At 70.1% G+C, this 25,665-nt stretch carries 23 protein-coding genes and 5 pseudogenes; 14 read left to right on the top strand and 14 right to left on the bottom strand.

Going from position 1 to position 25,665, the window contains the following annotated elements:
- The first annotated feature begins 26 nt into the window (after positions 1-26).
- From P1N55_RS12255 to P1N55_RS12270, 4 genes are read left to right on the top strand one after another with little or no spacing between them, the layout of a single operon-like run.
- Positions 27-362: a DUF7855 family protein gene (locus tag P1N55_RS12255; RefSeq protein WP_276275857.1), complete on the top strand. Its 336-nt coding sequence runs from the start codon at positions 27-29 to the stop codon at positions 360-362.
- The gene (locus tag P1N55_RS12260; protein WP_276275858.1) at positions 359-1,171 is read left to right on the top strand and encodes a DUF7856 family protein; all 813 of its coding nucleotides are present in this window, start codon (positions 359-361) and stop codon (positions 1,169-1,171) included. The genes P1N55_RS12255 and P1N55_RS12260 overlap by 4 nt, the downstream gene beginning before the upstream one ends.
- A gap of 32 nt (positions 1,172-1,203) precedes the next feature.
- Complete coding sequence (locus tag P1N55_RS12265; protein WP_276275859.1) at positions 1,204-1,911, top strand: DUF7857 domain-containing protein; 708 nt, start codon at positions 1,204-1,206, stop codon at positions 1,909-1,911.
- Positions 1,908-2,573, top strand: coding sequence for a MinD/ParA family ATP-binding protein (locus tag P1N55_RS12270; protein ID WP_276275860.1), 666 nt, complete (start codon positions 1,908-1,910; stop codon positions 2,571-2,573). Before P1N55_RS12265 ends, P1N55_RS12270 begins: the two co-directional genes overlap by 4 nt.
- On the opposite strand, the pseudogene P1N55_RS12275 reads toward P1N55_RS12270, so the two are convergent.
- Positions 2,552-3,410: pseudogene (locus P1N55_RS12275) on the bottom strand (transcription initiation factor IIB). The gene P1N55_RS12270 and the pseudogene P1N55_RS12275 overlap by 22 nt on opposite strands.
- Positions 3,411-3,583: 173 nt before the next feature.
- On the opposite strand from P1N55_RS12275, the gene P1N55_RS12280 reads away from it, so the two are divergent.
- On the top strand, positions 3,584-4,081 hold the full coding sequence (locus P1N55_RS12280; protein ID WP_276275861.1) for a DUF7858 family protein: 498 nt from the start codon (positions 3,584-3,586) through the stop codon (positions 4,079-4,081).
- 96 nt (positions 4,082-4,177) lie between these two features.
- A pseudogene (locus P1N55_RS12285) lies at positions 4,178-5,702 on the top strand (hypothetical protein).
- On the opposite strand, the gene P1N55_RS12290 reads toward P1N55_RS12285, so the two are convergent.
- Positions 5,699-6,274, bottom strand: coding sequence for an NADPH-dependent FMN reductase (locus P1N55_RS12290; protein ID WP_276275862.1), 576 nt, complete (start codon positions 6,272-6,274; stop codon positions 5,699-5,701). The pseudogene P1N55_RS12285 and the gene P1N55_RS12290 overlap by 4 nt on opposite strands.
- 121 nt (positions 6,275-6,395) lie before the next feature.
- Here P1N55_RS12290 and P1N55_RS20150 point away from each other — a divergent pair, with 121 nt between their 5' ends.
- Both P1N55_RS20150 and P1N55_RS12295 read left to right on the top strand, forming a co-directional pair.
- On the top strand, positions 6,396-6,629 hold the full coding sequence (locus P1N55_RS20150; protein ID WP_455429079.1) for a DUF7347 domain-containing protein: 234 nt from the start codon (positions 6,396-6,398) through the stop codon (positions 6,627-6,629).
- Positions 6,630-6,663: 34 nt separating this feature from the next.
- A complete protein-coding gene (locus P1N55_RS12295) occupies positions 6,664-7,326 on the top strand; it encodes a DUF7351 domain-containing protein (RefSeq protein ID WP_455429091.1) in 663 nt (220 codons plus the stop codon).
- 19 nt (positions 7,327-7,345) lie between these two features.
- Here P1N55_RS12295 and P1N55_RS12300 read toward each other — a convergent pair whose 3' ends face one another.
- The 5 genes and pseudogenes from P1N55_RS12300 to P1N55_RS12325 all read right to left on the bottom strand — a co-directional run bounded on the left by P1N55_RS12300 (position 7,346) and on the right by P1N55_RS12325 (position 10,712).
- Entirely contained in the window at positions 7,346-7,795 is a 450-nt protein-coding gene (locus P1N55_RS12300) for a TIGR00725 family protein (protein ID WP_276275864.1), read from the bottom strand.
- 44 nt (positions 7,796-7,839) lie between these two features.
- On the bottom strand, positions 7,840-9,246 hold the full coding sequence (phaC, locus tag P1N55_RS12305; protein ID WP_276275865.1) for a class III poly(R)-hydroxyalkanoic acid synthase subunit PhaC: 1,407 nt from the start codon (positions 9,244-9,246) through the stop codon (positions 7,840-7,842).
- Positions 9,247-9,250: 4 nt separating this feature from the next.
- A complete protein-coding gene (locus tag P1N55_RS12310; protein ID WP_276275866.1) occupies positions 9,251-9,796 on the bottom strand; it encodes a poly(R)-hydroxyalkanoic acid synthase subunit PhaE in 546 nt (181 codons plus the stop codon).
- Between the two features lie 46 nt (positions 9,797-9,842).
- A pseudogene (locus P1N55_RS19785) lies at positions 9,843-10,405 on the bottom strand (hypothetical protein).
- A gap of 7 nt (positions 10,406-10,412) precedes the next feature.
- Positions 10,413-10,712, bottom strand: coding sequence for an AbrB/MazE/SpoVT family DNA-binding domain-containing protein (locus P1N55_RS12325; RefSeq protein WP_276275869.1), 300 nt, complete (start codon positions 10,710-10,712; stop codon positions 10,413-10,415).
- 306 nt (positions 10,713-11,018) lie between these two features.
- Between P1N55_RS12325 and P1N55_RS12330 the strand changes: the two genes are divergently transcribed.
- Positions 11,019-11,561, top strand: a complete 543-nt coding sequence (locus tag P1N55_RS12330) for a MaoC family dehydratase (protein ID WP_276278725.1) — start codon at positions 11,019-11,021, stop codon at positions 11,559-11,561.
- On the opposite strand, the gene P1N55_RS12335 is transcribed toward P1N55_RS12330, so the two are convergent.
- Both P1N55_RS12335 and P1N55_RS12340 read right to left on the bottom strand, forming a co-directional pair.
- Positions 11,558-12,400, bottom strand: a complete 843-nt coding sequence (locus tag P1N55_RS12335) for an alpha/beta fold hydrolase (protein WP_276275870.1) — start codon at positions 12,398-12,400, stop codon at positions 11,558-11,560. The two genes, P1N55_RS12330 and P1N55_RS12335, sit on opposite strands and share 4 nt — an antisense overlap.
- A 111-nt stretch (positions 12,401-12,511) precedes the next feature.
- On the bottom strand, positions 12,512-13,822 hold the full coding sequence (locus P1N55_RS12340; RefSeq protein ID WP_276275871.1) for an oxidoreductase: 1,311 nt from the start codon (positions 13,820-13,822) through the stop codon (positions 12,512-12,514).
- 190 nt (positions 13,823-14,012) lie between these two features.
- On the opposite strand from P1N55_RS12340, the pseudogene P1N55_RS12345 reads away from it, so the two are divergent.
- Positions 14,013-15,948, top strand: a pseudogene (locus P1N55_RS12345) (cation:proton antiporter domain-containing protein).
- 1 nt (position 15,949) lies between these two features.
- Here the strand turns inward: P1N55_RS12345 and P1N55_RS12350 are convergent.
- From P1N55_RS12350 to P1N55_RS12365, 4 genes are all read right to left on the bottom strand, one after another.
- Positions 15,950-16,402: a PaaI family thioesterase gene (locus P1N55_RS12350; RefSeq protein ID WP_276275872.1), complete on the bottom strand. Its 453-nt coding sequence runs from the start codon at positions 16,400-16,402 to the stop codon at positions 15,950-15,952.
- 65 nt (positions 16,403-16,467) lie between these two features.
- Positions 16,468-19,716 carry a glycoside hydrolase family 97 catalytic domain-containing protein gene (locus tag P1N55_RS12355; protein WP_276278726.1) on the bottom strand — a complete coding sequence of 1,083 codons (3,249 nt, stop codon included), beginning with the start codon at positions 19,714-19,716 and terminating at the stop codon, positions 16,468-16,470.
- Between the two features lie 389 nt (positions 19,717-20,105).
- Complete coding sequence (locus P1N55_RS12360; protein WP_276275873.1) at positions 20,106-21,371, bottom strand: tRNA(Ile)(2)-agmatinylcytidine synthase; 1,266 nt, start codon at positions 21,369-21,371, stop codon at positions 20,106-20,108.
- Between the two features lie 40 nt (positions 21,372-21,411).
- Positions 21,412-21,627, bottom strand: coding sequence for a DUF7561 family protein (locus P1N55_RS12365; RefSeq protein WP_276275874.1), 216 nt, complete (start codon positions 21,625-21,627; stop codon positions 21,412-21,414).
- Between the two features lie 66 nt (positions 21,628-21,693).
- On the opposite strand from P1N55_RS12365, the gene P1N55_RS12370 reads away from it, so the two are divergent.
- The 3 genes from P1N55_RS12370 (at position 21,694) to P1N55_RS12380 (ending at position 24,294) form a co-directional block, all read left to right on the top strand.
- Positions 21,694-22,554: a YkgJ family cysteine cluster protein gene (locus P1N55_RS12370; RefSeq protein WP_276275875.1), complete on the top strand. Its 861-nt coding sequence runs from the start codon at positions 21,694-21,696 to the stop codon at positions 22,552-22,554.
- A gap of 70 nt (positions 22,555-22,624) precedes the next feature.
- Positions 22,625-23,563: an NAD(P)H-binding protein gene (locus P1N55_RS12375; protein ID WP_276275876.1), complete on the top strand. Its 939-nt coding sequence runs from the start codon at positions 22,625-22,627 to the stop codon at positions 23,561-23,563.
- Positions 23,560-24,294, top strand: a complete 735-nt coding sequence (locus tag P1N55_RS12380) for a DUF7530 family protein (protein ID WP_276275877.1) — start codon at positions 23,560-23,562, stop codon at positions 24,292-24,294. Before P1N55_RS12375 ends, P1N55_RS12380 begins: the two co-directional genes overlap by 4 nt.
- Here P1N55_RS12380 and P1N55_RS12385 read toward each other — a convergent pair.
- Positions 24,278-24,454 (bottom strand): DUF5786 family protein, encoded by a 177-nt coding sequence (locus P1N55_RS12385; protein ID WP_276275878.1) that lies wholly within the window; start codon positions 24,452-24,454, stop codon positions 24,278-24,280. The two genes, P1N55_RS12380 and P1N55_RS12385, sit on opposite strands and share 17 nt — an antisense overlap.
- Before the next feature lie 224 nt (positions 24,455-24,678).
- On the opposite strand from P1N55_RS12385, the pseudogene P1N55_RS12390 reads away from it, so the two are divergent.
- Positions 24,679-25,655, top strand: a pseudogene (locus tag P1N55_RS12390) (DUF5784 family protein).
- The last annotated feature ends 10 nt before the right edge of the window (positions 25,656-25,665 follow it).

Here is a 25,665-nt window from a genome sequence, read left to right on the forward strand (position 1 = left end):
GTCCTAGCCACGACTGCAACCGATCGATGCTGCTGGTCGTCACGTACTCGCGGGCCGCCCGTCGGGACCTGCGAAACGTCTGTCGGCGACACGAGTCGTGTGTGGCCCAGCAACTCGGACGGGCGGCGCTGTTCGAGGGGACAGAGTTCGGTGCGTTCCAGGTACTGCGCCTCCGGGAGAAACACGACCTGGCGGTCCGGGTCGAGCGGCTCGAACCGTTCGGGCCCGAGGACGTCCCGGCGCGGGTGGCCGAGGCCGCACGCGCGTACGAGCAGCGGACGGAGCCGGCGACGCCGTACGAGCGGTTCGCGGCCGGGCGTGACCTGCCCGCGCCGGCGTCGATGCGGGAGGAACCGCTGTGAGGCTCCGGGTCGGCGGGGCCTGTCACGAGGGCCGTGTCGTGGATCTCCGGGCCAGCGACGTCGACGGCGCTGCCGTCGCGCGTTCGGTGCGTGGGGAGGCCCTGACGCCGGCGGTTTCCCCCACCGCCACGGCGGCGGTGTATCGCTATGCGGGCCACGTCCGACCGGGGATGGGCCTGCGGACCAGGACGGCACTGGCGGCGGCGGCCCGGTCCCGCGGCGTGACGGCGCCCCAGGACGACGCGATCGCAGACCTGCGGGCACGGCTCGCCGACCTCGACCCCGACCGACCGGACCTCCCGGCCCGCACGGGCCGGGTCCCGGAGGGGGCCGTCAGGGAGCTCGAGGAGGCCGTCGCGACACACCGAGGACGCGTCCGGGCCCACGAGCGACTCCCTGCGGGCGACGCCAGCGAGCCACGCGAGGACCTCCGGGCGGCCGCGCGGCGCCTGTCCGAACGCGAGACCGAACGGACCGCGGCCCGGCAGACCCGCGAACGACGGCGCGATGCCGCCCGCGGGTACCGCCAGCAACTGGAGCGGCGCCGGCGCCTGGCCGACGAGCTGGCGAACCGCCGGCGCGAGGCGCGGGCGCACCTGGTAGATTCGCTCGAGGGCAGGTTTCGCGCATCGCTCGCGACACTTCCCGGCCCCACCCCCGAGGATCCGTTCGACGCACCGCCGGTCGACGCGGCGCTCGCTACACTTCGGGTCGCCCGGACCGAGGCACCGGTCGTCCTCGAGGTCGACCGGTTCGCCAGTCCGGCGGCCGCCGCGCGGCAGCTCTCGGCGCCCGTGGTCCGGTGCTGAGATTTAAATCCGAACGGGCGACCACCCGGCGTATGGTCACGTTTGCAAGCGAGTGTACGGCCCGGGAGGGCGTCACGCTGGTCACCGCGGCGCTGACGGATGTCGCTGTACCGACCAGGATCACCCTCGCGAACCGACTGGACGGGCCGGTCTGGCCGCCACGTCGCGAGGGCCTTCCGGTGTGTGGCTGGACCGACACCGGGTTCGAGGCCGTCGTCGGCCCGGGTCGGCACGCCTTCGGCTACGCTTCGCCAGCGCCGCCGGTGGACCCGGCGGTCGAGCTGGTCGAAGCCACACCGGTCCCCGACGCCGAACCGACCAGTGACGTGGAACAGACGCCCGAGGCTGTCTGCCGGGACCTCGGCGACCCGTCGCCGCCCGCCGACGCGCTTTCGCCGGCGGTCCAGAGCGGCGGCGAGACGGGCCGCGAGCCCGCGGCCGTCGACGACACGGTCCGGGACCTCCCGGACCCCGTCGCCGAGTTCTTCGAGGCGGCCGAACGACGGGTCCGCAGGGCCGAGGCACTGGCGGAGTCCGGGACGTCGACGGAGGCCGAGACGCTGGCGGCGGCGAGCACCGCCGTGCGTGAGGCGGGCGGGCTGGACGAGGTGCGCGCCCTCGCCGAGCGGCACGAAACGGACGTCCGGACGCTCCGGGCTATCGCCCGGCGCGCCGAGGCGCTCGCAGAGCGACGGGCCGCGGCGACGGTTCAGACCGACACCCTCGAACGGCTCGCATGATCCTGACCGTCACCGGCGGCAAGGGCGGGGTCGGGAAGTCGACGGTCGCCTACAACCTCGCGGCGGCGCTCGACGGCGTCGTCGTCGACGGCGACCTCGCGATGGCCGACCTCCCGGCCGGTCGCGGTCCGGACCTCCACGACGTGCTCGCCGGCCGGGCGGCGCCGCTCGAGGCCGTCTCGGAAGCGGGCCCGGTCGCGATGGTCCCCTGTGGCCGTTCGCTCGCTGGGGCGCGGGCGGCCGACGTGACTGCACTCGGCGACGTCCTGGCGACCCTCGAGCGGACGGCTCGCTGGGTCGTCGTCGACTCGCCGGCCGGCCTGCGGGCCGACGTCGGCGTCCCGCTCTCGGTCGCCGACGCCGCGGTCCTCGTGACGACGCCAGACGCCGCGGCGCTGGCAGACGCCCTGCGTGTCCGCGAACTCGTCCGCGAGCTCGACACCGGGCTCTGTCGGGTGGTGCTCAACCGGGCCGGGCCGGACCCGAAGACGACGGCCGTTGCCGACCGCTTCGGGGCACCCGTCGTCACCGTCCCCGAGAGCGACGCCGTCGCGAGCGCCCAGCGGGCCGGTCAGCCGGTCCGTCGGACGGCGCCCGATTCCCCTGCCGCCGACGCCTTCGAGTCGCTCGCGGCCGCCGTTCAGTCCTGCAGGCCGGTGTAGGTCCCCGCAGCGTCACCGGCGTCACGTCGGCCACGTCGGCCGCCTCGGCCTGGGTCAGGTCGACGTCGCGCTCGCCGGCCGCAGTGTAGAGACACGCCGCCGCCACCCCGGCGGGGTTCCGTCCGGCGACGAGTCCGCGGTCGCGCGCCTCGTCGACCAGCTCCTCCGCCCGCTTTCTGACTGTCGTGGGTAATTCGAGTTCGGTCGCGAACCGCGGGACGTACTCGCGGGGGTCGATGGGGCCCGTCGGGAGCCCCAGCTCCCGGTTGAGCGCGTCGTAGGCCGCCCGGAGTTCCGACTCGTCAGCGCGGGCGACCGCACACAGTTCCTCGACGGTCCGCGCGAGTCCTTCGGTTCGACACGTGGCATAGACGCCGGCCGCGGCGAACCCCTCCAGCGAGCGCCCGCGCAGCAGGTCCGCCTCCTGGGCCGACTCGAACAGCACGCAGGCCCGGTCACGGATAGCGTCGGAGAGGTCGAGCGACCCGACGATACGCCGTATCTCGGTGAAGGCGTAGACCTGGTTGCGTTCGCGCTTGGACCGGACCTGCGCGCGGTTGTGCTCGCGGCGGAGGCGCGCCAGCTGCCGACGCTTGCGGCCCTTGACCCTGGTCGACCGGCCGATCTCCGTCGAGAGCCCCGGTCGTGGCGCGACCGGGTCAGTGGCGCCCCCGTCCGGGCACGCTCGGTGTCGTCGTCCTCGAAGGACCGCCACTCCGGGCCGCGGTCGATAGGGTCCTCGCCGACGACCAGGCCACACTCGGCACAGACCGCCTCGTGACCGTCCTGCTCGACTGCACACTCACACTCCGGGCAACGTCGCGTCGTTGCGCTCATCGTATCTCGACCTACGGCCCGAGCGGGGGTTAAAAACCCGACGGAGAGACGGGTCTCGGGCCGGATTCGGTCGAAATCACCGACCGGTTATCGGTCGGTTCTCGGCCGGGCCAGTGCCGTCGGCCGCGCTCGCAGCACCACGCTTAAATTCCAGGCGTGACGAGGTGAGAGCAATGGGGCTTGCCGACATCGCGGCGGGGCTCGAGGTGACCGAGTCACAGCGCGAGACCGGGGTCGCCGCCGTCGACGAGACGGACGCGTCGCTCGCGACCCGACTCGACCCGGTGGCCGACAGTCTGCCGTGTTCGCCGGCCGCGGCCGCCACCGTCGTCGAGGCCTACGCCGCGGGCAAGAGCGTCGGGGAGAGCGGCCACGCGGCCGGCGTCCCGCCGGTCACCGCCGCGAAGACGCTCCACCTGCTCGGCGAACAGGTCGCGCCGCTGGGCCCGCGCGGGCGAGAGATGGTGGCCGACTGGCTGGCCGGCGACCTCTCGCGGAGCGAGGCCCTGACGCTCTCGGGGGCGAGCGAGGCGGAGTTCGCGCTCGCGGCCTACGTCCAGACCCACGACCCGCTGCCCGAGGCCCGCGACGCCGTCGAGGGGGCGCTGGCGACGGCCCGCGAGCGGGACCCGCTCGCAGACACGATGAGCGACGTGGGCGAGTTGCTGTGAGCGCTCTCGTTGCGGGACGGCGGGGAGACGGCGAGCCGGTCGGGGGCCTGTCACCGCTGGACCACGTTTAACTCCCCTGCCCGCAAACCGACGGCTATGTCGGCCTCGGAACTGGCGGCGGACGTCGCGAAAGCGCTGGACGTGAGCAGAGACGAGTTCCGCGACCGGGCCCGGGAGGAGGCCGAGGACCTCAAGGCCGAGGTCCGGTCGGGGACCTTCGACAACTCGGAGGCCATCGTGGGACTCGAACTCGAGCTGTACGCCGTCGACGACCGGACCAACGCCTTGCGGCGGGTCCCCCGCCAGCTGCTGGAGCTCATCGGCTTCGAGAAGGAACTGGGCCTGCACAACGCCGAGATGCAGACCAGTCCCCAGCCGCTGAACTCCCACGGCCTGCGGGCCCAGGAGAACGAGCTGAAGGCGTCGCTGAAACCGGCCCAGCGGCGCCTCCAGCGCGACGGCATCCGGATGGTCGCCGACGGCATGTGGACGGTGCCGCCCCAGGGCGAGACGGCGCGGGACTACCTCTGTGACTGCGTCGAGAAAGACGGCGTCTGCATCGGGACGAACATGTCCGACTCCGTGCGCTACCACACGATGGCCAACGCGGGTTACCCGTCGGCGTTCGAGCTCGAGGCGCCCCACGTCTCCCTGCAGGCCGAGACGGTGATGCCCGAGTCGCTCATCACCTCCATGCAGCCCCACTACCAGATTCCCCACGCGCCGGACCTCCCGGAGTATTTCAGATACGCCCTCCGGGTCGCCGCGCCGCTGCTGGCGATGGCAGTCAACGCCCCGTTCTTCCCGCCGGACCTCTACGACGACGCGCCCGACGCCGACATCGTCGCCGACACGTACATGGAGCACCGCATCGGCGTCTTCGAGTCGGTGCTGAACCCCCGGTCGGACGCGCCCGAACAGGCAAAGGTCTGTTTCCCGCCGGACTTCGAGACGGTCGAGGACGCGATCGACGACATCGTCGAGGACGACACCATCGTCCCGCGGACGCTGCAGGCCGGCACGCGCTTCGACGACGACTTCGTCCACTTCCGGCACAAGCACGGCTCGTACTGGCGGTGGGTCCGGCCGGTGTTCGAGGGGCCGACCCGGTCGGCGGCCAACGCCCGCATCGAGTTCCGGCCGCTGCCGGCCCAGCCGACCGTCGACGACGCCGTCGGCTGTATGGCTGTCTTCGCCGGCCTGATGGAGAGTCTCCCCCGGCTGGAACACCCCATCCAGTCCCTGGACTGGGAGACGGCAAAAGAGAACTTCTACGCGGCCGCCCGCGAGGGCTTGCGGGCCGACATGGAGTGGATCACCGCCGACGGCGCGACGACGACGGCCACCGACGAGCTGTACGGTGAACTCTTCGAACACGCCCGCGACGGCCTCGAACAGCGCGGCCTCTCGACGGAGGAGGCCCACGGGTACATCGCGCCGCTGCGCGAGCGGGTCGACAGGCGGCTCACGCCCGCCCGCTGGAAACACGACTTCGTACGGCGCCAGGTCGAGGAGAACGTCCCGCTGGCGGAGGCCATCTGGGATGCAGGCGGCCTACATCAGCCGCCAGCGCGAGACGCTGCTCGAGGGCAGTTTCGTCGACTGGTTCGACGGGGACTAGTCGTCGGCGGAGACGCCGGCCTCGGCCGTCGCCGCGTGCCCCTCGCTGGTCGCGTGGCGGACGACGTCACGTCCGAGGGTCGTCAGTCGCTCGGCGATGTCGTCGTCGGTCACGGTCCCGTCCTCGATCCGGTCCCACGAGTCGGGGACGGCGACCTGGTTCGGGACCGGTTCGGTCTCCAGCGCCAGGCAGCTCGCCCGGAGGTGTTCGAGGGCCGGTGTCGGGAACCCGCCGCCGGAGACGGCGACGAGGCCGACGGTGGTCCCCGACAGGGCCTCGATGCTACAGTAGTCCAGCGCCGTCTTCACCACGGAGGAGTACGACCCGTGGTACATCGGCGTGCCGAGGACGACGGCGTCGGCATCGCGGATGGTGGCGACGAGGGCCGGACCGTCGCCGGCCTCGTCGGCGTCGGCGTCGTACACGGGCAGATCGAGGGCCCGGAGGTCGACGTGTTCGGTGGTCGCGCCGGCCGAGGCGGCGGCCGAGAGCGCGTGGTCGACGGCGATTCGCGTCCTGCTCTCGTTGCGGAGGCTGCCTGCCAGCCCTACGACAGTGGGTCGTTCGGTCATTGGTCCGTACGAGTGAGAGGGCGGCCGTTATTGTAAATTCTGAGAACTGCGTTTCAGTCCGGGCGCTGACACCTTCGAGCCCTGCACAGTCCTTTTTGAGGCATCCCCCGAAGCTGTGCCCATGTCCGAGGACGCGCCCGTCGAGTCGTCTCCGGCCGACGCCGACGCCGTCTCGACTGCCTTCGAGCTGTTCAGTCACGAACTCCGCGTCGACATCCTGTTTGCGCTCTGGGACGCCGAGCGCCACGCGCTCTCCTTTTCGACCTTACAGCGGCGGGTCGGCGAGCGAGACAGCGGGAAGTTCAACTACCACCTCTCGAAAGCTCGTCGGGAAGTTCGTCGGCCGAACCGATGACGAGTACGAGCTGCTCTACCCCGGGCATCGGGTCATCGACGCGGTCCGGAGCGGCGTCCTCCATCGGACGGTCGCCGTCGACCCGGTCACCCTCGAGACGCCCTGTGCAGGCTGTGGCGACCCGCTCTCGTTTACCTACGACGGGCAGAACCACCTGGGCCGGGTGGGCTGTCTGGACTGTGAGGACATCGTCGTCGCGTTCCCGTTCGACCCCGGCGGCATCCAGGGGCGGTCGGACGAGGCGGTCGTCGAGGCCTTCGACCGCCGGACCCGGCTGTTCTGGCGGTTCGCGCTGGCGGGCGTCTGCCCGGTCTGTGCCGGCGTCGTCGAGGCCGGGCTGACCGCCGCCGTCGGTCCGGAGCTGCCGACTCACTACACCGACGACCACCCGGTCACGCTCCACGTGGACTGCCGGGGGTGCAGTTTCTACAACTACCCCCCGCTCGCGGCGGTCGTCGGCTTCCACCCGGCCGTGGCCGGCTGGCTCCACGACCGGGGCGTCGACCCCCGGACGACGCCCGTCTGGGCGTTCGACGGCGTGCGCGACCCCGACCAGCTGGACGTCCTCAGCGAGGACCCCTGGGCGGTCGCGGTCCCGGTTCGCGCCGGCGACGAGACCCTCCGTGTGCACCTGGACGGGGCACTCGCCGTGACGGCGCTCGAACGACGACCGGCCGGGGCGTCGGACGGGTTGTGAGCTCAGTTTCACCACGCACTCACTGGACCGACTCGACGTAGTCGACGGCCGCCGCGGGCGTCTCGACGTGTTCGATACCGGCCAGTCCCTCGACGTGGTGGGTGCCCAGTCCGGCGACCGGGCGGCCGTAGTCCAGCGCGTGACCCAGCTCGGAGAGCGTGCCGCTCTTGCCGTCGACGGCGATGACGGCGTCGCCGTTCAGCACGACGAGGACGTTCCGGGCGTTGCCCAGCCCCGTGGCGATCGTGGTCTCGACGAACTCGTTGGCCCCGTGGCGGTCGTCGCCGGGGAGGATGCCGATGGTGTGGCCGCCGGCCTCGCTGGCACCTTCACAGACGGCCTCCATGACGCCCGAGAGGCCCCCACAGACCACCTCGTGACCGCGCTCGCCGAGGAGCGTGCCGACCCGGCGTGCCTGCTGGTACTGTGCCGCGGTGACGACGGACCCGCCGATGACGGAGACGCGCATGACCGGTCTTCGACGGGGAGCGAGAAAAGGATGGAGGCCGCTATTCAGACCTGCTCGAGCCACTCCTCGGCCCGCGCGGGCGAGGCGTTCGTTATCTCGGCCAGCTCGGCGGCGTCGCGCTCGGCGAGGTCCGCGACGGTCTCGACGCCGGCGTCGCGGAGCCGGTCGGCGTAGGTCGGGCCGATGCCGTCGATGGTCTGGACGTCCCGGACCGAGGGGCCGGCGTCCGCCTCGCCGCTCTCGTCGTCCTCGACGTCGTCGGCGACCTCTTCGACGGCCTCGGCGGCCGCCTCGCTCGGGGACTCGACCTCGATGTCGACCTCGTCGCCGTCGTTGCGGTCTTTGTACCACTGGGCGACCTCGGGCCAGAGGTCGGCGTGGGTCGAGGAGGACACCGACAGCCCGATGTGCCCCGTCGAGAACTCGATGGTCTTCGTGTCCTCGCTCGGGATGACGTCGGTGAAGGGTTTCGAGGCCTCCGGCGGGATGAGATGGTCGTACTCGCCCATCAGCTGGAGGACCGGCATGGTGATGTTGTCCAAGTCGACGTGTTTGCCGTTCAGTTCGAGCTCGTTCTTGTAGAGCTTGTTGTCCTGGTAGACGTCCTCTAAGAACTGGACGTAGGTGTCGCCGGCGACGTCGATGCCGTCGCCGAGCCACTTCTCCATCCGGCCGAAGTTCTCGACGAAGTCCTCGTTCTCTAGGTTCTCGGCCAGGCGGATGTACTTCGAGACGTAGTTGTCGACGGGGTCCATCAGCGCGAAGCCGATGTCGAGCATCTCCGCCGGGACGTTGCCGAAGGTGTCGGTGACGTCGCTCGGGGAGTAGTACTCGTCGGAGCCCCACTCCTCTAGGACGCCGCCGGTCTGGTTGAAACAGAGGCCGGCGGCCATCAGGCCAAGAGCGTTGACCTTCTCGGCGTGGAGCGCGACGTACATCGCCGACATCGTCCCGCCCATACAGTAGCCCAGGATGTTGATGGCGTCCTGGCCCGAGCGCTCGCGGACGACGTCGACGCAGTTGTCCATGTAGCGGTTGACGTAGTCGTCGAGTGTCAGGTGCTGGTCGAGTCTCGACGGTTCGTTCCAGTCGATGAGGTAGACGTCGTGGCCCGCCTCGAGCAGGCGCCGCACCACCGACCGCTCTTCCTGCAAATCGAGGATGTACGGCCGGTTGATGAGCGCGTAGACGATGAGGATGGGCACGTCCTGTTTGTCTTCCTCGGCGACGTCGATGCCGGCTGCCTCGGCGTCGTAGTGGAGGAGTTCGAGCTTGTTCTCCTCGTAGACGACCTCGCTTGGCGTCTGGCCGACCTCGACGGACTCCATCAGCTCGAGGCGCTCGTCGGCGACCTCGCTGGTCTCGACGGCCTCGCGCATCGCGTCCAGCGACTTGGACTGCCAGTCCAGCGCGGCCGCAAACGGGTTGAACGGGTTTTGGTCACTCGACATTGTGCTACTCCTCGAGGTGCTCGAGGATGCGGTCGAGCTTCTGTTCGACGGCGTGCTGGCGCCGTTCCAGCTCGACGAGGCGTTCGGCCACCTCGTCGACGTCGTCGCGGGTCGGGAAGCCAAGCTGGGCGATGGTGTCCTGGCTCAGCTCGTCGGCCTGCTGTTGCATCTCCATCATGGACTCGACCAGCTGGCCGTTGGCCGCGGCGAACGCGGACGTGCCCATCACGTGCTTGAACGCCTCGTTGGCCGACTGGAGCCAGATATCCCGGAACTCCGCGGGGTCGACGTCCTGGCCCTGGGCCGCGTCGGCCGAGCGCTCGACCATCCGGTCGGCGGCGTCGAGCCACTCCTCGTAGGCCCGGTTGTAGCCCTGCAGCCCCTCGCTCAGCTCGTCCTGCTGGGGCATGCTGTCCTCGACGGCGTCGGCCCATGACTCGACGAACGCGGCCTGTGCCTTCATGTTCTGTTCCATCGAGTCGACGACCGCGTCGTTCATCTCCTCGACCATCTCGGTCCACTCGTCCTGCATCTGGTTTGTATCACTCATTTGTTGTAATTGGCGGGTACGCGCACAAAAAACGGCTGGTTCGTTGTTACGCCTCGACGTCGACTTCGACGGCGTCGGCGGCCTGGGCCTGGACCTCTTCGACCTGGGCCTGGATCTCCTCGACCTGCTCTTGGACCTCCTCGAGCTGGTCGCCGAACTGCTCGGCGGCCTCGACGGACTGGGCCTCCAGTTCCTCGTGGGCGTCGACGAGCATCTCGACCTGCTCGCCGACGGCGTCCAGGTACTCCTGGGTCATCTCGTCGTAGGCGTCGACGCCCTCGACCATCTCGCTCTCAACGTTGTCGAAGAGTCGGCGTGGTTCTCGAGCAGGAAGTCGTACTGCTCGTCGACGGCGCTTCGCATCTCCTCGACGGTGCCGGCGACGCCGGGCACGGTCGACTCGATGGCGTCGAGATAGCTGTGGAAGGCGGTCTTCGAGAGCTCGACGCCGCGGCGCTGGGCCGACTCCTGGGTGTCGAGGCTGTCGATGACTGCCTCGTTGACGTTCTGCTGGAACGCGACGCTCTGCTCGAGGGCCTTCTGGCTCTGGGTGATCGTCGCGCGCTGCATCTCGAAGGCTGTCGTGACGGGGGTGGTGTAGTCTACCATTGGTGTATTACTCCTGTGAGGTTCGCTTGACCGGGAGGACGACCGCCTGGACGATGTCGCCTTCCTCGATGTCGAGCGCCTCGCGCTCGGCGTCGGGGATGCTGATGCGACCGCCGCTTTGCACGCGGGTCTTGAAGGTCGCCATCTGACTCATCGCGCCGAGCTGGTTCATGTCCATGCTCGGCATCCCACCGCCAGCGAACAGCTGCTTCATCAGCTCTTGCTGCTGTTCCATCGCTTGCTCGCTGGCCTGCTGCATCCCCCGGAACATCGGGGGCCACATCAGACTGTCGTCCTCGTCGGCCATCGTGGTACCAACTACACCCTTCAACGACTTAAAACTTCCGCTGAATACCATCTGATACCATTCGTTACCATAGGATGGTTTGGGGTAGGGTGTCCTTGATTCCCGTCGCTCGGCCGGGTGAACGGCGGTTTTCTGTCACTACGGGGCAGAGTAAACCGGCGTTTCTGCAGGGTAGACGGCTTCTATCAGCCGAGAACGATGAACCATCACCAAGGTTTAATAGGCCGACCCCTAACTTACGAGGCAATGAGTTCTGAATCTCATCGGAACCCGCTGTTGGACACCTGGACGGAGACGTCTTCGCACATGTTCAACAGCGTCGTGGCTGCGAACCGGGCCGCCTTCGCCGCGTTCGGTGTCCAGCACGAGGGGGAGGAGGTAGCGCCCGTCGACCGAATCGAACCGGACGAGGACCTGCCGGAGTGGCACGTCTCGCTGTCGGCGGACCACCCGGACCACCTCGGCGTGGGCGACCGCGCGGAGTTCACGAAGACGATCTCGGAGAACGATATCCAGCAGTTCGCCGCCGCGAGCGGGGACACGAACCCGCTACACTTAGACGAGGAGTTCGCCGCGGAGACCCGCTTCCGCGGGCGCATCGCCCACGGGACGCTGGTCGGCAGCCTCATCAGTGCCGCACTCGCGCGACTGCCCGGCCTCACCATCTACCTCTCGCAGGACCTGGAGTTCCACAACCCGGTCCGCATCGGCGACCGACTCACGGCCGAGTGCGAGATCGTCGAGGACCTCGGCGACGACCAGTACCGCCTGACGACACGTGTCCTCAAGGAGGAGACCGTCGTCATCGACGGGGAAGCAGTCGTCCTCATCGACGACCTGCCGAACTAGCAGAACGACCGGACCGACCGGTTGAACCGCTCGGGGCGCTCGCGTGGGGGGCAGTGCCCGCAGTTCTCGAATATCTCTACCCGACCCTCGTCCAGCGACTCGCCTGCCCGTCGCGACCATCGCGCGGGCAACAGCGGGTCCGCCCGGCCGTGGACCACCAGCGTCGGGACCGAAATCTCGGCCAGGCGGTCCGAGTAGTCCGTCCGGAACCCGTTTCGCTGGAACTCGTGGCGCTGCCAGCGCCGCATGGCCCGCACCGTCCGGTAGTCGACGACGGAGTCGACGTCCTCGACCAGTTGCTGTGGCGGTTCGGTCGCGCCCATGCCCCGGAGGCTCGTCCGGATCGCCGGTTTCGAGGCGCTCACGCCCTGCCAGAGCATGTTCCCCAGCACCGGCGTCTGGAGGACGCCCGTCGCCGCCTGGCGCCAGTAGGCGTCCGCCCCGAGGCCGTAACTGCCGACGAGCACGAGGCGTTCGACCGGCCCGCCGTCGAGCGCGTGACCGAGTGCGAGCGCACCACCCATCGAGAGGCCCGCCAGCGCGGGTTCCGCGACGTCGACGGCCTCCAGGAACGCCGCGACCGTCTCGAGGTAGTAGTCGGTCGTGTACGCGCGGTCGGGCTTGTCGCTCTCGCCGTGGCCCGGCAGGTCGGGCGCGTAGACGGTCCGGTCGCCGGCAAGCGCCGGGAGCGCGTGGCGCCAGGAGACCGTGGCGGCGTCGAGACCGATGCCGTGGAGGAAGACCAGCGGCGCCCCCTCGCCGCCCGTCCGGTAGTGGATGTCGACCTCGTCCCCGTCGACGGGTACCGCGACCCGCTCCGACCGTATCTCGCCTGTCATTCTCCGACGCTCGGTGGCGGAGGGCAATCAGCCTTTCTCTCACGCGTCCTGATGGTGAATTAACGTGTCGGTAGGACAACGTTTCGGCGAGTCGGGGTGTGTGACGATGTCTCAGTCGGAATTATCTCGCTCGTAGGCACCATTCCGTTCGAGGCGTGCCTTCGCCCGGACGACCGCGGGGGTCCGGCACCGCCCCGGTTCGCCGGCCACCTGCGGGACGGTGCAGTTGTTGCAGCTCGCACAGAGGGCATCGTGGCCCTCGAGCAGTCGGGCCCCCAGTCGCGGTTCGGCGTAGAACGGCCGGGCCATCCCCACCATGTCCGCCGCGGGCGGGGCCTCGCCCACGCCCAGGAACCGGTCGCAGTCAGCCCGGGTCCTGACGCCGCCCTCGAGCAACACCGGGACGTCGACGCGCTCGCGGACCGCACGACAGAACGTGGCGTTCCACCCCGGGTCCGGTCCGAAGCGCCGGGCCTGCAACCGGTTCAACAGCTCGACCACCCGGGCGCGGACGGGCCCGCCGAAGGCGGCGGCGTAGTCGTCTTGCAGGTCGCTGGCCGCCCACGCCCGGTCGGGGAACGCGCCGCGGACGATGCTCATGTCCCAGAACGTCGAGACCTCGACCGGGACCAGCGCGTCGTAGCCGATAGCCGCCAGGCGCTCGGCGACGTCGACGGCCTCGGGGCGGGTGATGTGCCGCCGGACGAACGCCGGCGCGACGGTCTCTGCGGGCACCTTCGTCACCAGCGGCACGTCCCCGGCGTGGTCCCGGACGGCGTCGTGAATCGCCTCGAGGAACCGCACGCCGTCCGCGAACTCGTCGTCGCGCCGGTTGTAGAACGGCGAGAGGAACTGCTGGACCAGACTCATGTTCGCCGCCGAGAGGTGGATGCCGTCGTAGCCGGCGTCGGCGGCGTACCCCGCCACGCGGCCGAACTGCTCGGCCAGGTCCCACACCGCGTCCGTCGAGAGCACCTCGGGGCGCAAGGAGACGATGCCCGCCCGGTCCAGCGCCCGCAGCTGCCAGGGCGGGTCGGAGACGGCCAGCTGGCGCTGGTCGGGGTGGCGCTCGCGGTACTCGGCGTGCCAGGTGCTCATGCTCCGGAGGCCGCCGTGGGCAAGCTGGACGAAGATGGTCCCGCCGGCGTCGTGGACGGCGTCGGTCAGGCGCTCCAGGCGCGCGACGAACCCCGGGTCGTGCACGCGGGTCATGTTCGGCGCGGCACACCCGCCCCGGTCGGTGACGATGCTCGCGCCCTGGAAGACGAGGCCGACGCCCGAGTCGGCCGTCGGCACGAGCTCGTCGACGAGCGTCTCGACGGCGTCGGGACCGTTGCCCGCACACTCCAGGACGGGCGCGCGGTACAGGCGGTTCGGGAGCGACAGGCCGCCGACGGTCACGGGGTCGGTGAGCGCCGTCACGGCGCACCGCCCGGACCGTGGCCTGGCTGGTGTCCCGTCATGTGTGGACGTACCGCGCCGGCGAGGCAAAACTCTCTCGCCCGTCGCCGGCGTCGGGCGCGCTGCCGGCTCCGTCGCTCGAATCCCGGCCGACGCAGTAGACGCGTTTATCAATGGCGGGGTCGTTGGCCCGCACAGATGGAGGGACCACGTGGCCGGTAGCTCGCAACTGCTCATCCCCTCGTCGCGGGGATCATCGGGTTGGGGGTGCTCGCACAGGTGCTTGCCGCCAGGCTCAGGGTGCCGAGTATCATCTTCTACCTCCTCGTGGGGGTCCTCATCGGCCAGCCCGGCCTCGGCCTCGTCAACTCCGAGACGTTCGGCGGGGCGCTGTCGGCAATCGTCGGCCTGGCGGTGGCCATCATCGTCTTCGAGGGGGCCTACCACCTCCGGTTCGAGCGCATCCGCGAGGCGCCGACGGCCACGTTCCGCCTGGTGACCCTGGGGGCGGCCATCGCGCTCGTTGGCACCGCCGGCGCCGTCAAACTCGCATTCGGCGTCGACTGGAACCTCGCCTTCCTCATCGGCGCTCTGCTGGTCGCAACCGGCCCGACGGTCATCACGCCAATCCTGAACGTGGTGCCGGTCCGCGACCGGGTCGCGACGGCCTTAGAGACGGAGGGCATCGTCAACGACGTCACCGCGGCAATCATCGCCGTCGTCGTCTTCGAGACGGTCAACCCCGGCGCGACGAGCGAGGGCCTGCTCCAGGCGTTCGCGCTCCGCCTGGGCACCGGCCTGCTCGTCGGCCTCGTCGTCGCGGGCCTCCTCTATTACTTGCTGCAGTACATCGACCTCTCGCCGGGTGACGCCCCGCGCAACGCCCGCTTGCTGGTGCTCGCCGGGGCGCTCGTCGCGTACGCTGCGGCCAACACCATCGCGACGGAAGCCGGCGTCGCCGCCGCCGCGACGGCCGGAATCGCGCTGGGGAACGCCGACCACCCCTACGAGGAAGACGTCGAGTCCTTCAAGGGCGATATCACGCTGCTGGTCCTCTCCTTTGTCTTCATTGCGTTGGCGGCCCAGTGGACCTGGCGGCGCTGAGGCGGGTCGGCATCCCCGGCCTCGTCGTCGTCTTCGCCGTCGCGCTGGTCATCCGGCCGCTGTTGGTGTTCGTCTCGACGGTCGGCGACAAGTTTACCACCAACGAGAAACTCTTCGTCAGCTTCGTCGGCCCGCGGGGCATCATCCCCGCGTCGGTCGCGACGCTGTTTGCCGTCGAGCTGAACAACGTGGCGTCGGAGCTGCGGACCGAAGCGGCGAACGCCAGCGGCGATGAGGCCACGCGACTGCTCGCCGAGGCCGCGACGCTTACCTCGCAGGCCGAGATTCTGCTCGGCACCGTCTTTCTGGTCATCTTCGCGACCGCCCTGTTCGAGGGCGGTCTCGCGCGGTACATCGCGGAAAAACTGGACGTGATACCAATGCGCCTGATAATTGTCGGCGGCGGCAAGGTGGGCCGAGCGCTCGCCGAGCGCCTCGAAGACCGGGGCGAGAACGTCGTCATCATCGAGCAGGACGAACAGGTCGTCGAACGAGGGCGAAACGCGGGCTACACCGTCGAGATCGGCGACGGTACCGACACGGACGTCTTGCGCTCCGCCGGCGCCGAGAACGCCAAGACCGTCATCGCCGCGACCGGCGACGACGACGTGAACCTGCTGGTCTCGCAACTGGCCAGTTCGAAGTTCGGCGTCGACCGGGTCATCGCCCGCGCGAACAACCCCGACAACGTCGAGGCCTTCGAGGATCTCGGCGTTCGGACCATCTCCTCGGCGATGGCGACGGCGTGGGCCATCGACAACCAGATCGAACGGCCCGCCATCGCCCACTGGATGACCGACGTCGGTCGCGTCGGCGACGTCCAGGAAGTGGCGGTGACGAACCCCGACCTCGTCGGCAAGTCGGTCCGGGAGATCGGGCCGATGCTCCCCGAAGCCTGTCTCATCGCCCTCGTCAGTGGCGAGGATCACACCACGGCGGAGGTGCCGACGGCCGACTACGTCGTCAAGGAAGGGGACATGGTGACGCTGCTTGGCCGCCGCGAGTCGGTCCGCGAGGGGATGCAGCTGGTCGACGGCGGCTGAGTCAGTCGCTCCGGAGCGTCTCAATCTCGGCCTCGTCGACGCCCTGGCTCCAGGGCGACTCGCCGCCCTCGCCGTCTGTCTTGTACGTCCCGCGAGCGCTGGCCACGTGGTGGCCGTCGGCGTCGTACACCTCGACGTCGACGACGGCGACGCTGCCACCGTTCCGGACGACGTCGGCCTCGGCCCGGAGGTCGTCGGTCGCCGGCGCGAGGTAGTCCATCCGCATGTCCACCGTCGGCGAGATCGTCCCCGAGACGGAGACGACGGCCGCCCCGCCGACGGTGTCGGCCAGCGAGTAGGTGACCCCGCCGTGGGCGATTCGGGTGGCGGGGTTCGAGGAGTGTTCCTCGCGCAGGGGGAGCCGGGCCTCCGCGTGGCCGTCCGCCGCGGCGGTCAGTTCCATCCCGAGTTCCTCGACGAACGGAATCGCGTTGAAGGTCGCTGTGACGCTCATCGCCCGGAGGTGGGTCCGCTCGGGCATAAGTCCACGAGAACTGCCGACAACGGGCCGGCCGTGGGCTACTCGACGGTGAACTCGTCGAACTCGGCGATGCCCCTGGAGTTGGTGTGCGAGCAGGTGAACACCGCCGCGTCCTGGCGCGGCGCGGCGTCGGGCAGGTCGGCGCTGCCGACCGTGGTCCAGTCCTCGCCGTCCTTGCTGTAGGCGCCGGTGAACGTCTCGCCGTCGCGCTCGATGCGGAGCCACAGCGGGGCGTACGTCTCGGGGTCGCGGGCCTCGCTGTCGAGGTGGCCGTCGCCGTCGGCGTCCCAGGCGAACTGGAGGCCGTTGAACGGCGTCACCGCCAGCGCGACGTACCCGCCCGACTCGCCGGCGGCCGTCGCGTCGTTGCGGACCACGAGCCCGGATTTCGCCCAGTCGTGGCTGTCCTCCTGGCCGGTCACCCTGGCGACGACGCGGTCGCCGTCTTCGAGGCACCCGGGGTCGACCACGGCGCCGTACTCGTCGTCGTCGGTCCAGACGTCGCGGCCGGCGGCGTTGATATGTAGGGTCTCGCCGTTCTGGTCGAGGCCGAACTCCGCGTCGCCGGTGGCGAACGTCGTCAGCCCGTCGGGAATCGGACGGGTCATCGGGATGCGGTCGTCGATGCGGAAGTCGTCGAACGTCGCCCGCCCGCCCTCGGCCGTGCTGGCGCTGTGGACGAGCGCGGCGTCCTGGCACTCGGCGGCCGACGCGACGGTGCAGGTCCCCACCGACTCCCAGGTCGTGCCGCCGTCGGTGCTGACGAGTCCCTCGTAGGTCGACCCCTCGCGCTCGAGGCGCAGGCGGACCGGCGTCGACCCGAAGGCCCCGACCGCGCGGTCGACGTGGCCGTCGTCGTCACCGTCCCACTGGAGCTGGACCCCGAGGTTTGGGGTCACGACCAGCGCGACGTAGCCCAGCGACTCACCGGGCGCGGTGACGTCGTTGCGCAGGACGATACCCGAGCGGGCGGTGGGGTCGGTGCCGGCCTGGGACGTGACTGCGGCCTCGACGCTCCCCCCGGTGCCCACGGCGTCGGGTTCGTAGACGGCGGTGTAGTCGTCGGTGCCGCCCCACAGGCCCTCGCCGGCCGTCTCGACGGTGAACTCCGCGGCGTCGTAGGCCACGTCGCCCTCGGGGGCCGACGAGAAGACCTCGTAGTGGCCGGGAATCGGATCCAGGTCGCCCGTCGCGGGCGTCAGGTGGACCGCCTGGCCGCCGCCGTGGGGAAGGGGCGCCCACAGCGTGTCGCCGCCCTCTATCTCGAAGTGCTGGACGTCGACGGCCGACTCGTAGCCGTAGGTCGTCGCCTTGTAGCCGTCCTGGTAGACGTGGGCGTCGTAGGTGCCAGTGAGGAAGTCCAGTTCGATGGGGACCCACTCCGGGTCGGCGACGGCCGTGCCGAGCCACCAGTCCTCGCCCGTGCGGCGGGCGATAGTGACGTGCTGGCCGATGTCGCCGGTCAGCACCCGCGTCTCGTCCCAGTCGACCGGGACGTCTTTGACGAACTGGAAGGCCTCGCGGTCGAAGTCGTAGTTCACGGGCCGGTCGGTCACCATCTGGAGGCCGCTGTGGAAGATGACCAGTTGCGCGAGTTCGCGGGCCCGGGTGTTGTTGACCCGCGTCCCGGCGTACTCCCGGTAGGTGAGGTTGAAGACGCCGGTGTTGTAGTCGACGGGGCCGGCGAGTAGCCGGGTGAACGCCAGGCTCGGCGTGTGGCTCGGCGGGTTCCCGCCGCCCCGGAAGTTCTGGTACTCCATGCCGGAGACCCCCTCGCGGGTCATGAAGTTCGGGTAGGTCCGGCGCTTGCCCGTCGGCTTGACCGGCTCGTGGTTGTTGATCAGCAGCCCGTACTCGGCGGCGGTCCGGACGACGTAGTCGTAGTGGTTGATGACCGGCTGGGAGTGGTGGTGGTACCGCACGCCCGAATCGTCCATGTAGACGCCGTCCTCGTTGACGTAGCCGGTCTTGACCGCCCGGACGCCGTTCTCGGCGTACAGATGGAAGGCCTCCTCGAGCTGGCGCTCGTAGGAGAAGCGGTCGAGGCCGGCGACGTTGGACCCCGTCTCGTTGTGGGCCATGAAGGACACGCCCTTCCGGTCGGCGTAGTCGGTGACCTCCTCGAAGTCGAAGCGGTCGTGGGTCTCGGTAAAGAGCATGTCCTCCCAGCCGAAGGGGCCGTCGTCGGGCTTGTTGTCGCCGTCGCCCCACCCGGAGTTCCACCCCTCGGCGAAGACGTTCTCGATGCCGTGCTCGCTGGCGAAGTCGATGTACTCCTTTACGTTCTCGGTGGTCGCGCCGACGTCCGGGCCGGGATCCCACTCGGTCTTGCCGATGTGGATCTCCCACCAGACCCCGCAGTACTTCTGGGGCTCGATCCAGTCGGTGTCCTCGTAGGCACACGGCTCGTTGAGGTTGAGCGTCATCGTGGATTCGAGGAGATCGCCGGGTCGCTCCCCGAAGATGAACGTCCGCCACGGCGAGGCGTGGGGGGCCACGCCGACGACCCGCCGGACGTAGTCGGGGTACGGGACCAGGTCGGCCTCGAACCGCGTGGGCCGGTCGTGGTAGCGCGCGAGCGTCATCTCGGCCCAGTCGGCAAGTGCCGCCTCGTGGATGCTCATGTAGCAGTCCTCGGCGACGCGCATCGTCACCGGCGTGTTCATGCCGTCGACGTCGGAGGTCTTGTCGTGGTTGCCGTAGTCGTAGCCGGCCTCCGACAGCGGCGTGTTCTGGTAGACGTACTCGTAGTTGTTCCAGTTGTTCGGGATCCACCAGGCGCTGAAGTCGTCGGTGAACTCGAAGCCGGTGCGCTCGGCGGTCAGCGTGAACTCGTCCATCCCGTCGTCTGACGGGATGGTGTAGCGAAACGCCACGCCGTCGTCGTAGGCCCGGAACGTGAGGTTGAGGTGGTGGCCGGAGGCGTGCTCCAGGCAGACGGTGAGCTCGTTGTAGTGGTCGCGCACGGACTCGTGTTCGCCCCACACCGGCTCCCAGGTGGTGTCCGCGGTAGTCCGGTCGGACCCGACGACCTCGAAGTCCTCCAGCAAGTCCGGCTGGTGGGCGAACTCGAACCCGAGGGTGGAGGGCGCGACGGGTGTGTAGCCCCGGTAGGAGACGCTGTAGAAGGGGCGCCCGTCGACGAGTTCGAACGTGATGGTGGCGTCACCGCTGGGCGACGAGACGGACTGCTCGCTGGCCGTCGAGCCGTCGACGACGACTCGGTGGCCGCGCTCGTGGGGACAGGGGTGGACGCTCGCTGTGACGGCGGCTGGTGGCGGCTCGATCCGTCGGTCGACGGGCCCGAGCCGATGTCAGCGCCACCCGTGTCAGGATTGGGCATGGCCTCTATTACCAACGGGTGTTGTTAATTCTGTCCTTTTATACTGTAAACTCGCCGAGCGGTCACCACTCGGTCGTCGAACAGTGCGCTTGCCCGATCGCGGCCGTGGGTTCGTACGTGTCGTAATCACTGCTTGCTACGAGCGCGCGCTCGACTACAGGCGGCGACGCACGCCCGAACGCGCGCCGTCTCGCCCCCGCCGCCGCTCGCGTCGCCGGCGTCTCTCCGCCCCCGATTCCCCCTCGACACCCTCTGTAATGTGCCGGTTATCGCGGTAAGTGGTAACAAATCTTTCGCACTCGGCCCCGCGCCCGCCTGCCCCGCCGACCCCGCTCACCGCTCCGGGTGTGTCGGCGCGTCGAACCCGCCCCGGGCGAGCGGTTTGGCGATGTGCCGGCGGGCCACCGGCGGCACCTCGTACCACCCTCGCTCCAGGTCTCGCGCCAGCGTACGCGCTGCTTTCCCGTCGGCGTGGGTCGAACAGTCCCGGCAGCGGTAGCCCTGGTCGCGCCCGGCCGAGGACATCGACCGGCCGCACTCGGGACACGTGGGCGTGACCCGTTCGGTCGTCACCAGCTCGCGGACCGCGAACTTCTCGAGTTTCAGCGTCCCGTCGCCGACCTCGCCACAGGCAGTGATCCGGTCGCCGACCCGGAGGGCCCGGACCCGGTCGCGGAATCCCTTGGTCGGTTCGAACGCCGCACAGGCGAGGCGCGTGCCGTCGGCCGCGAGGTCGACGAAGACGTGGCCCCCCTCGCGCGTCTCGGGCTCTGCCGCCACCTCGCCGGTGACCCGGAACGCCCGGGCGTCGGCGACCTCGCCCAGCGCGGCGTCCTGCAGGTGGACGTCGGTGCCCTGGTTGGTGACGAACGTCGTCGACTCGGCCACGGGTTCGCTCTCGATAGATTCCGCGACCTGTCGGCAGGCGTCGGGGTCGTCGCCGCGGATGCCGTAGAGGACCGGACAGGGCGTCCGCGGGACACAAACCGGGTAGCCCGACGCCCGGTCGACGGTGTCCCAGACCGCCGGATAGTGTGCGTCGGCCGCCGCGAAGACGCTCTCGGTGTCGACGTCGCGTTCGGTCCCCCAGCGCTCGCGCTCGCGGTAGGCGATGTGTTCGTAGGTCCAGTCGTCGAAGGCCTCCCAGGCCCCGGCGGCGGCGAGCGCGCCCACCAGGCCGCGGCCGTTGCCCCGCTCGATGCGGGCGAACCCGACCGCGTCGGCGAGCGTCTTCGCGGCGGCTGGGTCCTGAATCGTCCGGACGGCGTCGACGGCGAAGTCGGCCACCGCGTCGGGGATGGCCCCGGGCGCACAGTCGGCGACGACGGCGCCCGGGTTCGTGTGCGGGTCGTCGGTCTCGGCCATCTCGAGGACCTCCTCGACCAGGCGACGCGCCCGGTCGGCCGCCAGGTCCGTGTGGACCGCCAGGGCGGCGTTCCCCCGGGTCTTGTGCTCGACGGCGGGGTTGAGGCGCACGAGCAGCACCCGCTCGACGCACCCGCCCGCGTCGCGGATCGCGCCGGCCAGTCGGCTGGCGGCGTAGGTGGTACACATCCCGCGCTCACGGGAGTCCGTGTCGTCGATGCCGACCAGCGTCACGGGAGCGCCTAGCCGACTGGGGCCCAAACCGGTTTCTATCTCACTCGACGCCCGCGAGGTCGGCCACGTCGGCCGCGGTCACCTCGCGGTCGTCGGGCAGCCGGTCGATGCAGTCGTAACAGAGGAAATGCTCGGTGCCGTCGGCCAGCTCCAGGATGATGCCCTCGGTGGGGTCGTTGGTGAACGACCAGAGGTTGGCGATGCCGCCGCCGATGGACACCGACGTCCCGCACCCGTCACAGGGCTGTGTGGCCATGGGCTCACTAGGGCCGACCGCCGCTAAGGCCTTTCCTTTTTGTCATACGGTAGCGACTAGCACGACATGGAGGTCGACTGCGAGGGCTGTGCCGGCTGTTGCATCGACTGGCGCTCGCTCACCGACGCCGACATCGACCACGAGCGCCGCGGCCCGTTCGAACCGCTCGACGACACCTACAACCTGGCCCCGCTGACGCGCGACGAGGTGCGCGAGTTCGTCGCCGCGGGCTACGGGGACACACTCCGGCCCCGCCTCTGGACGGCCACCGACGACCGGAGTGTCTCCCTGGGCGGCGTCGACGTGGCCGCCATCCGGGGCCGTCCCGTCTTCTTCGTCGGCCTGCGAAAGCCGCCCAAACCCGTCGATCCGTTCGACGGCGAGTCGACCTGGCTACACGCCTGTGTCTTTCTGGACCCGACGACCCTCCAGTGTCGCATCCACGGCGCCGACCTGTATCCGGAGACCTGCGCCCGGTACCCCGGCGAGAACCTCCGCCTCGACGTCGAGACGGAGTGTGAACGCGTCGAGCGCGTCCACGGCGGCAATCGGCTCCTCGACGACACTGCGCCCGACGTCGACCCGCTCTTTGGCCCGGCCGCCGTCGGGAGCAAGGTGTTCGCCCATCCCGCGCCCGAGCGGGTGGCAGACCGCGTCGCGCGGTTCCGCGACGGCGAGCCGACCGCCGCCGACCGCGCGGAGTTCGTCGGCGTGGCGGCGGCCGCCAGCCCGGGCACCCTGCGGGTCAACGACGCCCGCTACGAGGCGGCCCGGGACGCGGTCCTCGAGGCCGACTCGTGGGCCGGCCGCGCCATCGACGCGTGGGACGCCGCCGCCGGCGCCGCCGGGAGCAGTGCACCGCCGCCGGCCGTCGCCCGCGACGTCGAAGACGCGGCCGGCGCGCCACCGACGCCCGGGTGGGAGTGACCGGCGCCCGTCCGCCGGCTACACTCGCGAGGCAGAGTCTTTTACCGCCTGGCCCCCATCCATCGCAGGTATGCACGTGCTGGTCACCGGGGCGACGGGGTTCGTCGGGAGCCACCTCGTCCCCGCGCTCCGCGCCGCGGACCACGACGTCCGCGTCCTCGTGCGCCACCCGGCGGGGTACGACCCCGCCCCGGGCGTCGAGGTAGCGACGGGTGACCTGCTCGAACCCGGCAGTTTCGACGCGGCGCTCGAGGGCGTCGACGCCGCCTACTACCTGGTCCACTCGATGGGTGCCGGCGACGACTACGATGCCCGCGACCGGCGCGCGGCCCGGCACTTCCGGGCGGCGGCCAGCGAGGCGGGCGTCGACCGCGTCGTCTACCTGGGGGGCCTGGGCGGCGACGAGGCCCCGCTCTCGACGCACCTGCGCTCGCGGCGCACCGTCGAGCACCTCCTCGCGGCCGGGGCCTACGACCTGACGACGCTCCGGGCGGCCATCATCGTCGGGGCCGGCAGCGCCAGTTTCCAGCTGATCTGCGAGCTGGCCGCCCGGTTCCCGCTTTTGGTCACCCCGCGGGCCGTCGCGACGGACTGTCACCCCATCGCCATCGCCGACGTCGTCGACTACCTCGTCGGCGTCCTCGAGACGCCGGCGACGGCCGGCGGGACCTACGAGATCGGCGGCCCCGAGGTGATGAGCTACGCGGACGTCCTCCGGCGGACGGGCGCCCGGGCGGGGTCGGGCGGCCTGCGCATCGTCCCGCTGCCGATGCTCTCGCCCGGCCTCTCCTCGTACTGGGTCGGGTTCCTGACCGACGTCCCCGCGAGCGTCGCGCGGCCGCTGGTCGCCGGCCTCGACACCCCAGTGGTCGCCGACGACGACTCGATTCGCGACCTGGTCCCGGTCGACCTGACGCCGTTCGAGACGGCGGTCGACCGCGCGAACGCCGAGCGGTGCGACGACCGCGCGCCGCGGCCGACGGCCACCGACGGCGGGGCGGGCCGATGAGCGGCGACTCGCCACACCCCGAGTACGGCGAGACCTGGGTGTACGAGAGCATCGTCGGCGCGCTGCCAGGAATCCGGTTGCCGACGTGGGCGGCCATCGCCATCCAGCTGCTCATCTTCGAGACCGCCATCGTCGCGCTGTCGTGGTACTACGACACCTGGAACGCCGCCATCGCGGCGACGGCGGTGGTCTTCGTCGCCAGCATCGGGAGCATCGAGATGCTGCGCATCAGCACACTCATCCGCCGCATCGACGTCCCACAGCCCTACCGGGCGCTGCTGTTCTCCTCGAACATGGAGGTGGTGCTCTCGGTGCTGGCCTACGTCGCCATCCTCTCACACCTGTTCGTCTTCGACCCCCAGACCAGCAGCACGCCGCTGGTGACCACGCTGTTCGGCGAGGAGCCGCCGGTGCTCGTCGTCTACCTCCTCCTGCTGGTGCTGTGGGACGTCAGCTACCGCATCGGGACCGGGTGGTGGGCCACCGTCACCGGCCTGTGGCGCTCCGCGCGCTACCGGTTCGACCCCGAGACGGCACGGGTCTTCCAGCGCGCCGACGTAGAGACCTGGGGCTTCGGGGTCCTGCAACTGGTCCTGGTGCCGTTCGTGCTCGACCAGCCGGTCTTGCTCGCGTCGCTGCTTGCCCACGTCACCGCCGTGACGGTCGTGACAGCCGTCTCCGTGGCGCTGTTGCGGATCAGGGCGAGAAGACCGGCTACTGCTCCGAGTTGATCTGCTTGAACTGGTCCAGCAGTTCCTCGGTGGACTCGTCGCCGTCGTAGGTCACGGTCCCGTGATACGCTGTCCGGTCGTCGTCCTCCGAGAGGTCGACTTCGGTGTTCTTGCGCTCACGGCGTTCGTGTTCGTCGTCGTCATACGCTCCCATCGACATAGGTTACCACACCCCAACTAGCGTGGTAGTGACTATCAATGTAACGGTCGTTCCAACCGTTTCGGCAACGGCTGTTTCCGCAGCGGTCGTCCGTACCCGCGTGGTCCGGCGGTCGCCGGGTCGAAGCGGCGCCTCTCGCGCCGCCCCGCCTGGTGCCGGCCACCGTGTCCACCGCTGACACGTCGTGCGGAACGCATTAGAGCGCTGACCGACTACAGACCAGCGTGGCTGGTCCCTTACGATTTCGACACTCGACCCAGCGCTGGAGCGAGGACCGCGTCCGGCGCGACCTTCTCTCACCCCTGCAGAACCGTTTCGGCGCGACGATGAACGGCCCGTGGTTCGCCCCGCCCGAGGGGTGGGCCGCCCGGCGCCTGGAGATGGACAACGGCGACCTCGCGCTGTTCGTCTGGAACGGCCAGGAGGCCTACTGGATGGGCAACACCGAGACGCCCGAGACGCTGTGGCGCACCGACAAGTACACTTTCGACGAGGTGACCGACCCCATCGCCGAGTGGGGCGAGCGCGAACTGCTCGCCCACTCGAGGTCGAGGACCCGTGGCTCGCCGACTACGAGCACGTCGCCCAGTTCTTCCTGCCCGTCTTCCTCTCGAAGGACGGCCGCGAGTCGACCCGGACCTTCTTTCGCGACCACGCCGGCGGCTTCCCCGACGCGTCCCGCGAGGCTGGCCTGCGCTTTTACGACGACCTCCTCGCGACGGGGGTCTTAGACGACTACCGCTACACCATGGCGAGCAAGCTCGGGACCAGCCAGGGCTTCGACCTCTCGCGGATGCAGGCGACCATGGGTGAGTTCAACGTCGCCAAGCTGCTCGCCGACGCCGGCAACGACTTCGAACCCGAGGTCGAACTCGGGTCGGGCCACGCCATCGACTTCCGCGTCGAGGACACCCTCGTCGAGGTGACCCGTCCGCGCCCGCCCTCGCGCCGCCAGGTCAACACCGGCATCGCGGCGGTCAAGGCCTCCGGCGACGCCAAGACCCGCGACCAACTGGCCGCCCACCCCGGCGCCGTGCTGGTCGTCGACGCCACCTCCTTCGCCGACGACGAGTGGCGCCGCGTCCTCGGCGAGCGCCCCGACGTGGGCTACCAGCCCCTGGTCGTCTTCCGCTATCGACCCGACGGCAGCGTCGAGGGCTACTCCCACGGGTCGATTCCGTTCCCGCTGCCCTTCTCGTAAGACCCGGGGC

Origin of the sequence: Haloarcula regularis (assembly GCF_029338315.1) — an archaeon.
In the GTDB taxonomy this organism is placed as follows: Archaea; Halobacteriota; Halobacteria; order Halobacteriales; family Haloarculaceae; genus Haloarcula; species Haloarcula regularis.